Genomic DNA, 12587 nt, shown 5'->3' with positions numbered 1-12587 from the left:
ATGGGGCATGCGCGCCTTTTTCCTCGCCCTTTCCTTGGCCCTTGCCCCCCTAGCCCTGGCCCAGGAGGACCCCGTGGTGGCCCAGGTGGGGCCCGAAAGCATTACAAGAAGCCAGTTTGAGATGCGCTTTGGCCTCTTCGCCAAAAGCGCACTCCGGCAGCTTGGCCTCCCCGACTCGGAGGAAACCCGCGCCCTCCTGGCTCAGTACCGGGCTCCATACCTGGAGGCCCTGGCGGAGGAGCGGGCGCTTCTTTTGCTGGCCAGGCGCCAGGGGTTCTGGCCCCTACCCGACAGCGTGGAGGCCCAGGTGGCGGAGCTCGTGAAGGCCTTTCCCGAGGAGGAGGCCCTGCGGAAGGCCCTGGAAGGGGCAGGGGTGCCCGACCTGGCCACCTACCGCACCCTCCTGGCCGAGGCCATGGCCCTCGAGGCTCTGGAAGCCCATTACCGCATGGAGCTTAAGGTTTCCCCAGCGGCCCTGAAGGCCCTTTGGCTCCTTTCCCCGGAGTACCGCCACCCCGCCCTCTACTGCGCCCGGCACATCCTGGTGCCCACCCTCGAGGCGGCCAAGGAGGTCCTGGCCCGCCTGGCCAAGGGGGAGGCCTTCGCCCAGGTGGCCAAGGAGGTTTCCCAGGACCCGGGCTCCAAGGAAGCCGGGGGGGATCTCGGCTGCGAGCCGGAAGGCACCTACATCCCCGCCTTTGAAAAGGCCCTGCTGGCTCTGAAGCCCGGGGAGGTTTCCCCTCCCCTGGGGACGGAGTTTGGCTTCCACGTGATCCTCCTGGAAAGGCTGGTACCCCCGGGCCGCTACCCCTTGGAGGAGGTGGCGGAGGAGCTGGCCCAGGGGGTGAAGGACAAGGCCTGGGAAAGGCTGGTCAAGTTCCTGATCCGCCCCTATCCCATCACCCTTTTCCCCGAGCGCCTATAGGGTTAGGAGGAGGGCCGCATCCCCCCTTGGGGCAGGGGCCAAGGCTAGGGCCTCCCCGGGGGCGTAGATGCCGCTTTGCCCCTCAAAGGTGAGGCCCAGAATCTCGCCGTTCAGCATGGGGTTCAGGAGGAGCCGGAGGTGTTCCCGGCCCACAAGCCTCTCCTGGGCGGAAGCCCTCCAGACCTCCCCTTCCCTTCGGGATCCATCCCAGGGCCAGGGGCGGTCCCAGGGGGCGGGGTTGGCGGAGGGTTGCAGGAGAACCTCCGCCTCCAGGGCGTCCAGCCGGGCCAGGTACCGCTCGAAAAAGCCGTCCAGGCAGATGAGGATGCCCACCCTGCCTGCCGGGGTTTCCACCAGGTGGGGGCCGAAGGTGCCCCGCCTGAGCCAGCGCTCAGGGGGTGTGAGTTCCATCTTGGGCACCTGGGCCAACAAGCGGCCTTCGGGGTTGAGGAAAAGGGCGAGGTTCTGAAAAAGGGGCGTGCGGGCGAACCGCCCCCGGGCCAGCTCCTCCTCGTAGGGCGGGGAGAGCAGGGTGCCCGCCAGAAGATAGGTGCTGAAGGCCCGGGCGGCCTCCGCCATTACCTGCTGGAAAACCCCGTAGGCCCGCCGGGCCCGCCTCCAGGGGAGAAGGGGGTTTTTCAGGAGGTCCCTGGGATGAAAATCCCCCTCCAGGTGGAGGAGGAGGGGAAGCCCAAAGAGCTCCGGGAAGGCAACCAGGCGGGGAGAGGAAGTGCCCTCGAGGCTTTCCAGCAAGGAGAAGACCCGCTCCCGGAAGGCCTCCTCCGTGCGATAAAAGTCCGGCTTGACCTCCGCCTGGATGGCCAAGAGGGTGCGGAAGCGCACCCCTTCAGTCTAATGCCCCTGGGCCAGGCTCTGGGCCACGATGAAGGCCCCCATGGCCACCAGGAAAAGGGCAAACCCCCGCCGCAGGCCCCCCTGGGGTAGCCGCACCGCCAGCCGGCTACCCAGGAAGCTTCCCAGGGTTCCCACCCCAACGAAGAGGAGGGCCACCCCGTAGTTGACGGCCAGGCCCAGCTCGGGCAGAAGGTGCAGGTACTTGTAGAAGCCGGCGAAGGACTTGAGGGCGATGATGAAGAGGCTGGTTCCGATGGCCAGGTGCATGGGAAGCCGTCCTAAAAGGACCAGGGCGGGCACTATGAGAAAGCCCCCGCCCACCCCCACGAAGCCGGTGAGGGCCCCTACCGCTAGCCCGTCCAGGACGATCTTCCAGGGCTTGCGGCACCCTTTGCCCTCGGCCCTTAGGGGGCTTGGCCGGGCCATGAAGTAGGCGGCAAGAAGTATCACCAGGGCGAAGGTGAGAAGCTGCACCTCCCCGGAAACGAAGCGGGAAAGCCAGGCCCCCAGGTAGGTGCCCGCCATGCCCGGAAGGCCGACGAAGAGCACGTTGCGCCAGTCCACCAGGCCCCTTAGGGCGTAGGGCAGGGCTCCCAGAAGGGCGATCCCTCCCACGATGAGGAGGCTTTCGGCGATGGCCTGCTTGGGAGGCTCCCCCAGGAGGTAGACCAGCACGGGCACGGTAAGAATAGACCCCCCTGAGCCCAGTAGCCCCAGGGAAACCCCGATGAGAAGAGCGCCAAGAAGGGCCAGACTCATCGCTCGATCGGCAAGCCCGCGCCCATCCAGGCGTAGGTGCCCCCCTCGAGGTTGTACACCCGTTCCCCGGGGAAGCCCTGGCCCACCAGGAAGTCCGCCGCCACCCCCGAGCGGTTCCCGGAGTTGCAGACCAGGAGGATGGGCCGGTCCTTGGGCAGGTCCTTAAGCCTTTGCGGCAGGGAGGAGAGGGGGATGTTCACCGCTCCGGGCACGTGTCCATCGGCGTACTCCCAGGGCTCCCGCACGTCCACCACCAAGGCTTCCTGCAAAAGCTTTTCCGCCTCGTGGGGGCCCACCTCCTGGTACGGGGTGGCGGTGTAGCCCACCTCCACCGGGCTGGTGTCCACGGGGAGGCCTGCCCTGTACCAGCGGACGATGCCCCCCTCGAGGTTGTAGATGTTCCCGTAGCCCTGGGCGGTGAGCCAGGCGGCCGCCTGCCAGGAGCGGTTTCCCGTGCGGCAGTAGAGGACCACGGGCCGGTCCTTGGGGATCTCCCCGTAGCGGGCCATGAACTCGGAAAGGGGCACTAGGCCTGCCCCGGGAATCCGGGCCTGGGCGTACTCCTCCACCTCCCGCACATCGATGAACGCCACGCCCTGGTCGTAGAGCTCTTTGGCTTCCTCTGGGCTCAGGTCCTTGACCTCGGCTTCGTACATGTTTACCTCCTTGGGATGTTTGGGGGACTGGGGCAGAACCCCAGTTCCCCGGCGCTACACTCAGGCGCTTACCAGCTCCTCGCCCTTCTCCACCGGGAAGCTGGCTTCCTGCCAGGCCTTGATCCCCCCGGTGAGGTTCAAGGCATTCCTAAAGCCATGGGACAGGAGGGCGCTGATGGCGGTGCTGGAGCGGTCCCCACCCACGCAGTGGACGATGAGGGGCTTGTCCTTGGGGAGCTTGTCCAGGTGGGCCAGGACGCGGCCCGCGTGGATGTTCAGGGCGCCGGGGATGTGCCCCGCCAGGTACTCGTCCCGGCCCCGCACGTCCAGGATGACCGCCTCGCCCTTTTGCCAAAGGGCATGGGCCTCCTTGGCGGTAATCTGGGGTACGGTTTCCAGCTCCCCTTCCGCATACCCCGAAAGGCCTGGGATGTACCCCACCACCTCGTCCAGGCCAATGCGGATCAGGGCCCGGGTCAGGGCCTCCACCTCGGAGGGATGGGCCAGGAGGATGAGGGGCCGGTTGTAGGGAAGGAGCCACCCGGCCCAGGTGGAAAAGTTCTTCCCCGCAGGGATGTTGATGGATCCCGGCATGTGGCCTCCCGCAAAGGCGAACTTGTCCCGGGTGTCCACCAGGATGGCCCCTTCTCCCAGGTAGCGGTCAAACTGGGCCTTGGTGAGGCGGCCCGGGTGCGGGATACCCCCCAGGATGGGCATGCCATCCCGGTTCAGCCGCTTCATCTCCTTGAAGTAGGTGGGGGCTTCCGGCTGACCGGCGAGAAGCGCTTTTACGAAGCCCTCCTCATCGTTCCTCTCCAGGTATTCCGCCCACCAGGCGTGCCGCCTCTCGTAGCCCACGGTGGTGGCGGGAAGGGCCCCCAGGGCTTTGCCGCAGGCGGAGCCGGCCCCGTGCCCAGGCCAGACCTGCACGTGGTCGGGAAGGGTCAGGAACTTCTCCTTAAGGCTTTGGAACATGCGCCGGGCCCCGGGCAAGGCGGTGCCCTTGATCCCGGCGGCCTCCTCGAGGAGATCGGGCCGGCCGATATCCCCCACGAAGACAAAGTCCCCGGTGAGGAAGAGGAGGGGTTCGTCGGTTACCGCCCCGTCCGCCACCAGAAAGGAGATGTGCTCCGGGGTGTGGCCGGGGGTGTGCACTGCCTTTATGCGGATGTTTCCCACCCTGAACTCGTCCCCATCCTTGAGAAGGACATAGGAGAACCCTTCCAGCCCCTTGTACTTCCAGTTCTCATCCCCCTCGTCGGAGAGGTAAAGGGTGGCCCCGGTGGCCTTGGCCAGCTCCCTGGCCCCCGAGAGGTAGTCGGCATGGATGTGGGTTTCGGCGATGGCGGTGATGCGGAGGCCCAGGTTCTGGGCGAGCTCCAGGTAGACGTCCACGTCCCGCCTAGGGTCCACCACCAAGGCCTCCCCGGTGGCGGCGCAGCCCAGAAGGTAGCTCATCTGCGCTAGGCCTTCCTCGTAGATTTGGCGGAAGATCATCCCTTCACCTCCAGCGAGGGAGCTTTGTCCCTCAGGGGGTCAGTATACCCATGGGGGGTAATGGTGTCAAGGCACGCGAACGTGAAGGAAGGCTCTATCCCGGGAAACCTTTTTTTGATATGGTGAGGACCTGGATGTACCCCTACTGGGGTATTCTGGAGGTAAGCATGGCGCTTTTGGGACCCAAGGAGCAAGAGATCGTGCGCGAGAGGCTTTCCAGCCTGATGCGGGATGTGGAGATGGTGCTTTTCACCGACACCTCCACCCTGATCGCCCCGGGCAAGGAGCCCTGCCTGTACTGCAAGGAGACCAAGCAGCTTCTGGAGGAGCTTTCCGCCCTTTCCGATAAGCTGCACCTGGTGGTCTACGACCTGGCCACCCCCGAGGGGAAGGAAAAGGCCCAGGTGTACAAGGTGGAGGCCGCCCCCACCCTGATCCTCCGGGAGAAGGGCTCGGAGGCCATTAACCTCCGCTACCGGGGGATCCCGGCGGGGTACGAGTTCGCAAGCCTCCTCGAGGACATCGAGATGCTGGGCCGCGACGGCCACGGCCTGCCGGAAAACGTGGTGGAGGAGCTCAACAACCTCCCCGAGGAGGTGGTGCTCCAGGTCTTCGTCACCCCCACCTGCCCCTACTGCCCGCAGGCGGTGCGCACGGCCCATCGCCTGGCCTACGCTTCCCCCAAGGTGTGGGGCGAGATGATTGAGGCCAACGAGTTTCCCGAGCTTTCCAGCCGCTATCACATCCACGGGGTTCCCGACACCATCGTGAACCACGGCAAGGAAAGGATTCTCGGGGCCCAGCCCCTTTCCCAGTTCCTCCAGGCCATTCGCAAGGCCGTGGGGGTGAGCGCCTAACATGACCCGCCGGGCGCTTGTTGGGTTTTTCGCCCTCCTGGTCCTTGCGGCCTGTGGGTCCAAGGGGAGCTACCAGGATGTGGATCCAGGAGAGCTTTACCGGGCCCTCGAGTCCGGGGCCTGGGTGGTGGACGTGCGCACCCCCCAGGAGTTCGCCCAGGGCCACGTGCCGGGCGCGGTAAACCTGCCCCTTCAGGAGATCGCCGCCTGGGCCGACAAGCTCCCCAAGGACAAGCCCGTCTACCTCTACTGCCGTAGCGGCAACCGCAGCCGCCAGGCAGCGGAGTACCTGAAGAAAAAGGGGTACACCAACCTCTACAACCTGGAGGGCGGGGTTTTGGCCATTGAAAGGGCGGGTTTTCCTCTGGTTCGCTGATGGATGCGGTACAGGTAGGACCCTTCGCCATCCCCTGGGTCAGGTTCCAGGTGTTCCTGGCCCTTTTGGCCCTGGTGGCGGTGGCCGAGGTGGCGGCACGTCGGGTGGACCGGCGGCTGGCCCCTTGGGCGTACAATGCTATTCTTCTGGGCTTTGTGGGGGCGCGGCTTGGCTTTGTGCTGGAAAACGCTTCGGTCTTTACCCGGGATCCCCTTTCCGTCCTTTACGTTTGGCAAGGAGGTTTTACTCCCCTTTGGGGTATCCTGGCTGCGGGAGGGTACACGCTGATGGCTTTGCCCAAGACCCTTTGGCGGTATGCCTTGTTCTCCGCACTGGCGGCAGGCTTGGTCTTCGGGGTCTTCCAGGTGCAGAGGCGAGGGGGGGAGGAGGTGCGGCTGCCCTCGGTCACCCTCGCCACCCTGGGGGGTACCCCGGTGAACCTCCAGGACTTCCGGGGGAAGCCTTTGGTCCTGAACCTCTGGGCTACCTGGTGCCCTCCTTGCCGGCGGGAACTACCCATGATGGTGCGCCTGAGCCAGGAGCACCCCGAGGTGCGCTTCGCCTTCGCCAGCCAGGGGGAGGGACCGGCGGTGGTGCGGAGCTTTTTAGAGGGAGAGAAGCTGGCCCCCGAGTGGGTTCTCCTGGATCCGGAAACCCAGCTTTCCCAGGTCCTGAAGACCCAGGGCCTTCCCACCACCTTTTTCTTTGACCGGGAGGGGCGCCTGGTGGCCCGGCACCTGGGGGAGCTTTCCGAGGCCCTCCTTTTGGGCTACCTCCGGGTTTTGCGCTAGCTTCCCGCGGAAAGCAGGGTTTCCTTTTCCCCCACCACTGTCTTCAGGTGCACCGGCCGGCCCCACAGGCGGTAGAGGTTCTCCAGCACCGCCTGGGTCTTTTTCAGGTCCAGCTCCACGCCCTCGTAGGCGTGTTCCAGAAGGAGCTCTCCCCGGTTCCCGTAGTTGGCGTCCACCAGCTCCACGATGGGGTAGCTCCCGTTGGTGAGGCGGAAGAGGAGGGCCTTCTTGGCCTCGGTGAAGCGGGGAAGGTCCTCGGGGTTGAGGAGCCTCTGCCTGAGGGCGAACTCGGGGGTCAGGAAGCTATCCAGGAAGCTCAGGTCCGTGTGGACGGTGCGCACCTGGAAAAGCTGCTTGAGCCCCAGGCCGGTGGGCCTCTCGTAGGTGAGCCGCTCCCCTAGGGGCAGGGCCTCGTACTCGGGGCCGAACCGCCCCTTATCCCAGCGTTCCTCCACCTCCTTTAGGAGCAGGTAGCCCAGGCGGTAAGGGTTAAAGCCGTGTGGGGCGAGAAGCCCGGCCTGGAGCTCGGCGAACTCCAGGGCTTCCTCCGGGGAGAGGAGGGGGAGGAGGAGGCGGGTGTGCCAGTAGGTGGCCCAGCCCGTCGATCTTGATGGTGCGGTCCCGGAGGGCCTCCATGTACTCGTTGGCCTGGAGCTTTCGGTACTCAGGCTCGTTCCTGTGCCCAAGCACAATCTCATCTATATCCGTCTGGGCGAACTTCTTGGACTTGATCTTGTGCTCCTGGCTGGCGGTGAGGAGGTCGTAGAGGAAGGTCACGTCCAGCTTGAGGATCTCGATGAACTCCACCAGGCCCCGGTTGGCGATGTTGAGTTCCCCGTCGAAGTTGAAGGCCCTGGGGTCGGAGTCGGAGCCGTAGATGGCCACCTTGCGGTAGTTGATGTCCCCCCCAGCTCAGGGCCCGGTAGGCCTCGAGGTCTTGACGGCGACGGATGCGCTCCAGTTCGTTTATGGACGCCCTCCTTCATACCGGCCAGGGACGGCTTTTGATAGCTTTGCCTTTATTGTAGCAGGTTCTGGGCGGAGAATGTGGCCCTGGTTCTAGCCGGGGAAGGGGATTTGCGCTAAGCTTCCCTAGCTTCTTGAGATCTCGTAGAACCCCCGGGCGTTGTGGAGGAAGTGGGCCAGGATGCCGGGGAGAAGGCTTCCGGTGAGAAGGTAGGTGAGCCCGAAAAGGAGCCCGGCAAGCCCGGTGTATACGGGGTAGGCGAGGGCCCGCCTGGGGGCGGGGTGAAGGAGGGCGAAGGCCAGGGCCTGGAGGAAGAGCCCCGAGGGCCCCAGCCAGGCCATGAGGAGGCTTTGCAGAAGGCCCCGGAAGAAGACTTCCTCGGCCACCCCCGAAAGGAGGGCGAGGAGAAGGAGGACCGCGGGTCCTACCCCAGCCCGGCGCAGGGCTTCTCCCAAGGCCCGGTGGAGGTTTTCCGCCTCCCGGAAGGAAGCGGGGAAAAGGTGCCGGAAGGCTTCTTCCAAAGCGGCCAAGGCCAGGAAGAGGCCCAGGGCATAGAAGAGCTCCTTGGGACCCGCCTGGCCGAAGGGAAGGCCCAAGAGGAGCATGCCCGAAGCCCCAAGGAGGAGTAGCCCTCCTTGGAGGGCCAGGAGGAAGCCCAGGGGTGGGGGAACCAAGGCCTTAAGGCCTACTCCCCGCCCAGGGCGAAGCCCTGGTCCAGGAGCTTCTTGGGGTAAGCGCGGAAGGCCAGGAGGGTTTCCGTGCGCTCCACTCCTTCCAGGGCCAGGATCCCCTGGGTGACGGCATCGTCCAGTTCCTCGAGGTCCTTCAGGCGCAAAAGGGCCACCAGGTCAAAGGGGCCTGTAACCGAGTAGACCTCGGCCACCTGGGGGAGTTCGGCGATGGCCTCGCCCAGGGTGGCGATCCGGTCCCCGCGGGCACGGATGAGTACGAAGGCGGTGATCACCCCTTTATCCTACCTCCAGGATCAGCTTGGGCCGGAAGGCCAGGGCGTCGGCGGCCACCAGGTGGAGGGGAATGCCCCGGTACTCTTTGGGAAGCTTTTCCGGGTCGGCCCCGTGCAGGTGGCCGTAGACGATGGCCTGGGGCTTGGCCTCCGCGGCCAGCTCCAGAAGGGAGGTGGCTTCCCCCTTGGGGCCGAAGGGGGGAAAGTGGAAGGCCACCACCAGGTGGCGGTAGGGTTTGCCCTTGAGGTCCTGTAGGGAGAGCTTGAGCCGCTCCACCTCCCGGGCGAAGATCCGCTCGTCCTCCGGGGTGGCGGGGGGATACTGCCAGCCCCTACTTCCCGCCACCGCCACCCCATCCAAGACCAGGGCGTCGTTTTGCAGGGCGTACATGCCCTCGGGCAAAACGGCCCTCAGGCGGGTTATGGAGGGCCACCAGTAGTCGTGGTTCCCCTTCAGGAGCACCTTTTTGCCGGGCAAGGCGGCCAGGTCCAGGAGGTCCGGCAGGGCCTCCCCCAGGCGCATGGCCCAGGAGATGTCTCCAGGCACAATCACCAGGTCCCCCTCCGCCACCACCTCCCGCCAGCCCCGGAAGAAGGCCTCCGGGTGGCCCTGCCAGTTGGGGCCGAAGATGGTCATGGGCTTGGAGTGCAGGCGGGAGAGGTGGGGGTCGGCGATGGCGAAGACCCGCATGGGCTTTAGCGTACCCTATGGGTATGGAAAAGGCTGAGGCCCTGACCTATGCCTTAAGGCTCCTCTCCCAAAGGGCCATGAGCCGGGCCCGCCTGCGGGAGAAGCTTCTCGGCCGCTTTCCCGAGGGGGAGGTGGAAGGAGCCCTGGCCCGCCTCGAGGAGCTGGGCTATCTGGACGACCGGGCCTTTGCGGAAGCCTTCGTGGCCAGCAGGCGGAAGTACGGCCCCCATAAGCTCCGGTTTCTCCTGAAAGCCCAGGGGGTGCCGGAGGAGGTGGTGGAGGAAGTCCTTGCCGCCTATGGGGAGGAGGAGAGCCTGGAGGCGGCGCTTAAGGTCCTCCGCCGCTACTCCCGCCGCCAGGACAAGGCCAAGGCGGTGCGCTTCCTTCGGGGCCGGGGTTTCCCCCTTTCCGTGGCCCTAGAGGCCTACCGGCTTGTCAAGGAGGAGGAAAGCGGGTAAAAAGAGCCCATGCCCGAGGTGCGCGCGGAACGCTTGATCAAGGCGCCAGCGGAAAAGGTGTATGCCCTGGCCAAGGACCTGGAGGGCTTGAAGCCCTACCTCAAGGAGGTGGAAAGCCTAAAGGTTCTTTCCCAGGAGGGAAACCGCACCCGAAGCGAATGGGTGGCGGTGGCCATGGGCAAGAAGGTGCGCTGGCTGGAGGAGGAGGAGTGGGACGACCAGAACCTAAGGAACCGCTTTTACTCCCCGGAAGGGGATTTTGACCGGTACGAGGGCACCTGGGTCTTCCTGCCGGAGGGGGAGGGGACCCGGGTGGTCCTGAGCCTGACCTATGAGCTCACCATCCCCATCTTCGGGGGGCTTTTGCAGAAGCTGGTGCAAAAGCTCATGCAGGAGAACATAGAAAGCCTTCTTAAGGGCCTGGAGGAACGGGTTCTGGCTTCCTAGTTGCACATAGGGCCCTTTTGCTCTACCATGGGCCTGAAGCCGCCCATGTCCTTCCAAAGCGGGGTGGCCCAAGAGCTTTCAGGAGGTCAAAGTGGAAACGTTGCGCGTGTCTTCCAAGTCCCGCCCCAACTCCGTGGCCGGCGCCATTGCGGCGCTCTTGCGCACCAAGGGGGAGGTGGAGGTGCAGGCCATCGGGCCCCAGGCGGTGAACCAGGCGGTGAAGGCCATCGCCATCGCCCGGGGGTACATCGCCCCCGACAACCTGGACCTGGTGGTCAAGCCGGCCTTCGTCAAGCTGGACCTGGAGAACGAGGAGCGGACCGCCCTTAAGTTCAGCATCAAGGCCCATCCCCTGGAGTCTTGAGGCCGGGAAGCCCCAGGGCCCTGGCCGTTCGCATCCTCCTCGAGGTGGAGCGGGGCGGCAGGGCCCAGCTGCTTTTGGACCGGGCTCTGGACCGCCTGTCCTGGCCCGAGCGGGACAGGGCCTACGCCACCCACCTGGTGTACGGGGTCCTGCGCCGCCTGAGGTATTTGGACTTTCTCTTGGAGCCCCACCTCAGGAAGCCGGAGAGGCTTCCTCCCCAGGTGCGCTGGATCCTGCGCCTGGGGGCCTGGGAGTGGCTTGCGGGCAAGGCGGACCATGCCCGGGTGAGCCCCTGGGTGGAGGAGGCCAAAAAGGTTTCCCCGCGCCTCGTCGGCCTGGTCAACGCCGTGCTCCGTCGTTTGAGCCTGCGGGAGGCCCCGGAGTGCGTACGCCTCAGCCTGCCCGACTGGCTTTGCCAAGCCTGGCAAGGATTCTTCGGCCAGGTGGCCTTCGCGGAGGGGTTCAACGAGCCCGCTCCCCTCTTCGTCACCGCGTACCGCTCCGTGGAGGGATTGAAGCCAGGGCCCATCCCTGATAGCTACCTCTGGGAGGGAGGGAAAACCGACTTTTCTGCTTTAGGCCTCCAGCCCCAAAACCCCGCTTCCCTCTTTGCCGCCCGGCTTCTTAGCCCTGTCCCCGGGGAAAAGGTGCTGGACCTGTGCGGGGGTGCGGGGCTTAAGGCCTTTTACCTGGCCGCCAAGGGGGCGGAGGTGGTGTCCTACGACCTGAACCCCAGACGCCAGGAGGCAGGGGAGAAGACGGCGAGGAAGCTGGGCCTGAGGGTCATCTACCTCACCCAGGACCTGAGGGAACCTCTTTCCGAGAAGGCCAAAAAGGTTCTTCTGGATGCTCCTTGCACCGGAACCGGGACTTTCCGGAGCCATCCCGAGCTCCGCTACCGCCTGGCTCCAGAAGATCCGAGGCGCATGGCGGAGTTGCAGCTTAAGCTTCTGGAGACCGCTGCCCGGGCTACGGAGGAAGGGGGGGTGCTGGTGTATAGCGTCTGCACCCTGACGGAGGAGGAAGGGGAGGGGGTGGCCCGGGCCTTTCTTGCCCGGCACCCGGAGTTTGTGCCGGAGCCCATAGCCTGCCCCTTTCCCGCGCTTCGGTCGGGCCTGGGTGTCTATGTGGCCCCGGAGGGAGGCCTGGATGGGTTTTATTACCTGCGCCTGCGGAAGGTAAACTCTAGATCATGAAGCTGGTGTTTGTGGGCCTGGGCAAGATGGGGAAAAGCATCCTGAAGGGAGCCTTGGACCGGGGTTTCCTCAGGCCCGGGGAGGTGGGGGTGGTGGGCCGCACCCCGGAGCGCACCCGGGAGCTGGCCGAGGCCTTTGGGCTTCGTCCTTTGGCCCTTAAGGAACTCGCCCAGGCGGAGCGGGTGCTTTTGGCGGTCCAGCCCCGGGATTTTCCCCATCTGGCCCCGGAGATCGCCCACCCCGGGGTGGGATACATCTCCATCATGGCCGGGGTATCCACGGCGGTGCTTTCCCGCAGGCTGGACACCCGGCGGGTGGTGCGGGCCATGCCCAACCTGGCGGCGGTGATCGGGGAGAGCTCCACCGCCCTTACCGCCTTGAGGGAGGCCCGGGAGGCAGGGGACCTGGAGTTTGCCCGGTCCCTTTTCGCCACCGTGGGGGATGTGTACGAGATCCCCGAGCACCTCTTTGACCCCTTCACCGCCATGTCCGCCTCCGCCCCCGCCTATCTGGCGGTGGTGGCGGAGGCTTTGGCCGATGCTGGGGTGAAGATGGGTATGCCCCGGGCCCTGGCCCTGCGCCTGGCGGCGGAGGCCCTGGCGGCCACGGGGGAGCTCTTGAAAAGCCGCCATCCCGCCCAGCTCAAGGACGAGGTGGCCAGCCCCGGGGGAACCACCATCCATGGCCTCCATGCCCTCGAGGCCCGCTCCTTGAGAGCTGCCTTCTACGAGGCGGTGGAGGCCGCCACCCGGCGCGGGCACGAGCTGGGAGAGGCGGAGTAAGG

Annotated in this window: 16 protein-coding genes and 2 pseudogenes; 9 read left to right on the top strand and 9 right to left on the bottom strand. The window is 65.8% G+C overall.

The window, feature by feature from the left end; all coding sequences use genetic code 11:
- Window positions 1–7: 7 nt before the first annotated feature.
- Complete coding sequence (locus tag MI302_RS07915; protein ID WP_126203337.1) at window positions 8–925, top strand: peptidylprolyl isomerase; 918 nt, start codon at window positions 8–10, stop codon at window positions 923–925.
- Here MI302_RS07915 and MI302_RS07910 read toward each other — a convergent pair.
- Genes MI302_RS07910 through MI302_RS07895 form a run of 4 tightly spaced genes read right to left on the bottom strand, consistent with a single transcriptional unit; the run spans window position 920 to window position 4692 of the window.
- Entirely contained in the window at window positions 920–1768 is an 849-nt protein-coding gene (locus MI302_RS07910) for a carbon-nitrogen hydrolase family protein (protein WP_126217314.1), read from the bottom strand. The genes MI302_RS07915 and MI302_RS07910 overlap by 6 nt on opposite strands.
- Window positions 1769–1777: 9 nt before the next feature.
- Window positions 1778–2539, bottom strand: a complete 762-nt coding sequence (locus MI302_RS07905; protein ID WP_239725397.1) for a sulfite exporter TauE/SafE family protein — start codon at window positions 2537–2539, stop codon at window positions 1778–1780.
- Window positions 2536–3195: a rhodanese-like domain-containing protein gene (locus MI302_RS07900; protein WP_038029631.1), complete on the bottom strand. Its 660-nt coding sequence runs from the start codon at window positions 3193–3195 to the stop codon at window positions 2536–2538. Before MI302_RS07900 ends, MI302_RS07905 begins: the two co-directional genes overlap by 4 nt.
- 60 nt (window positions 3196–3255) lie before the next feature.
- Window positions 3256–4692: a rhodanese-like domain-containing protein gene (locus MI302_RS07895; protein ID WP_239725396.1), complete on the bottom strand. Its 1437-nt coding sequence runs from the start codon at window positions 4690–4692 to the stop codon at window positions 3256–3258.
- 167 nt (window positions 4693–4859) lie between these two features.
- On the opposite strand from MI302_RS07895, the gene MI302_RS07890 reads away from it, so the two are divergent.
- From MI302_RS07890 to MI302_RS07880, 3 genes are read left to right on the top strand one after another with little or no spacing between them, the layout of a single operon-like run.
- On the top strand, window positions 4860–5549 hold the full coding sequence (locus tag MI302_RS07890) for a thioredoxin family protein (RefSeq protein ID WP_239726513.1): 690 nt from the start codon (window positions 4860–4862) through the stop codon (window positions 5547–5549).
- 1 nt (window position 5550) lies between these two features.
- Window positions 5551–5925 carry a rhodanese-like domain-containing protein gene (locus MI302_RS07885; RefSeq protein ID WP_239725395.1) on the top strand — a complete coding sequence of 125 codons (375 nt, stop codon included), beginning with the start codon at window positions 5551–5553 and terminating at the stop codon, window positions 5923–5925.
- Entirely contained in the window at window positions 5925–6716 is a 792-nt protein-coding gene (locus tag MI302_RS07880; protein WP_239725394.1) for a TlpA disulfide reductase family protein, read from the top strand. The genes MI302_RS07885 and MI302_RS07880 overlap by 1 nt, the downstream gene beginning before the upstream one ends.
- On the opposite strand, the pseudogene MI302_RS07875 reads toward MI302_RS07880, so the two are convergent.
- The 5 genes and pseudogenes from MI302_RS07875 to MI302_RS07855 all read right to left on the bottom strand — a co-directional run.
- Window positions 6713–7318: pseudogene (locus MI302_RS07875) on the bottom strand (SpoVR family protein); the annotation flags it as partial. The gene MI302_RS07880 and the pseudogene MI302_RS07875 overlap by 4 nt on opposite strands.
- Window positions 7317–7622 (bottom strand): annotated as a pseudogene (locus MI302_RS07870) (serine protein kinase); the annotation flags it as partial. The pseudogenes MI302_RS07870 and MI302_RS07875, both read right to left, overlap by 2 nt.
- Window positions 7623–7808: 186 nt before the next feature.
- Window positions 7809–8357, bottom strand: coding sequence for a CPBP family intramembrane glutamic endopeptidase (locus tag MI302_RS07865; protein WP_019550661.1), 549 nt, complete (start codon window positions 8355–8357; stop codon window positions 7809–7811).
- 11 nt (window positions 8358–8368) lie between these two features.
- Window positions 8369–8647, bottom strand: a complete 279-nt coding sequence (locus MI302_RS07860) for an Lrp/AsnC family transcriptional regulator (protein ID WP_019550662.1) — start codon at window positions 8645–8647, stop codon at window positions 8369–8371.
- 4 nt (window positions 8648–8651) lie between these two features.
- Window positions 8652–9338 (bottom strand): metallophosphoesterase, encoded by a 687-nt coding sequence (locus MI302_RS07855; protein ID WP_038029614.1) that lies wholly within the window; start codon window positions 9336–9338, stop codon window positions 8652–8654.
- 17 nt (window positions 9339–9355) lie between these two features.
- Here MI302_RS07855 and MI302_RS07850 point away from each other — a divergent pair, with 17 nt between their 5' ends.
- The 5 genes from MI302_RS07850 to proC all read left to right on the top strand — a co-directional run bounded on the left by MI302_RS07850 (window position 9356) and on the right by proC (window position 12585).
- A complete protein-coding gene (locus MI302_RS07850) occupies window positions 9356–9796 on the top strand; it encodes a regulatory protein RecX (protein WP_126178430.1) in 441 nt (146 codons plus the stop codon).
- A 9-nt stretch (window positions 9797–9805) separates the two neighbouring features.
- The gene (locus MI302_RS07845; RefSeq protein ID WP_015717586.1) at window positions 9806–10243 is read left to right on the top strand and encodes a type II toxin-antitoxin system RatA family toxin; all 438 of its coding nucleotides are present in this window, start codon (window positions 9806–9808) and stop codon (window positions 10241–10243) included.
- A gap of 91 nt (window positions 10244–10334) precedes the next feature.
- On the top strand, window positions 10335–10607 hold the full coding sequence (locus tag MI302_RS07840; protein ID WP_014515944.1) for a stage V sporulation protein S: 273 nt from the start codon (window positions 10335–10337) through the stop codon (window positions 10605–10607).
- Entirely contained in the window at window positions 10604–11803 is a 1200-nt protein-coding gene (locus MI302_RS07835; protein WP_239725393.1) for an RsmB/NOP family class I SAM-dependent RNA methyltransferase, read from the top strand. Before MI302_RS07840 ends, MI302_RS07835 begins: the two co-directional genes overlap by 4 nt.
- Window positions 11800–12585 (top strand): pyrroline-5-carboxylate reductase, encoded by a 786-nt coding sequence (proC, locus tag MI302_RS07830; RefSeq protein WP_015717584.1) that lies wholly within the window; start codon window positions 11800–11802, stop codon window positions 12583–12585. Before MI302_RS07835 ends, proC begins: the two co-directional genes overlap by 4 nt.
- Window positions 12586–12587 lie beyond the last annotated feature (2 nt).

It is taken from the genome of Thermus sp. NEB1569 (assembly GCF_022385295.1).
GTDB classification, from domain to species: Bacteria; Deinococcota; Deinococci; order Deinococcales; family Thermaceae; genus Thermus; species Thermus scotoductus.
This window is presented reverse-complemented; position numbering and strand designations above follow the sequence as displayed.

Coding starts and splice junctions, on each gene's coding strand:
- MI302_RS07900 (WP_038029631.1), bottom strand. CDS start 3,195: ATGTACGAAGCCGAGGTCAAGGACCTGAGCCCAGAGGAAGCCAAAGAG.
- MI302_RS07880 (WP_239725394.1), top strand. CDS start 5,925: ATGGATGCGGTACAGGTAGGACCCTTCGCCATCCCCTGGGTCAGGTTC.
- MI302_RS07915 (WP_126203337.1), top strand. CDS start 8: ATGCGCGCCTTTTTCCTCGCCCTTTCCTTGGCCCTTGCCCCCCTAGCC.
- MI302_RS07890 (WP_239726513.1), top strand. CDS start 4,860: ATGGCGCTTTTGGGACCCAAGGAGCAAGAGATCGTGCGCGAGAGGCTT.
- MI302_RS07885 (WP_239725395.1), top strand. CDS start 5,551: ATGACCCGCCGGGCGCTTGTTGGGTTTTTCGCCCTCCTGGTCCTTGCG.
- MI302_RS07895 (WP_239725396.1), bottom strand. CDS start 4,692: ATGATCTTCCGCCAAATCTACGAGGAAGGCCTAGCGCAGATGAGCTAC.
- MI302_RS07845 (WP_015717586.1), top strand. CDS start 9,806: ATGCCCGAGGTGCGCGCGGAACGCTTGATCAAGGCGCCAGCGGAAAAG.
- proC (WP_015717584.1), top strand. CDS start 11,800: ATGAAGCTGGTGTTTGTGGGCCTGGGCAAGATGGGGAAAAGCATCCTG.
- MI302_RS07850 (WP_126178430.1), top strand. CDS start 9,356: ATGGGTATGGAAAAGGCTGAGGCCCTGACCTATGCCTTAAGGCTCCTC.
- MI302_RS07855 (WP_038029614.1), bottom strand. CDS start 9,338: ATGCGGGTCTTCGCCATCGCCGACCCCCACCTCTCCCGCCTGCACTCC.
- MI302_RS07905 (WP_239725397.1), bottom strand. CDS start 2,539: ATGAGTCTGGCCCTTCTTGGCGCTCTTCTCATCGGGGTTTCCCTGGGG.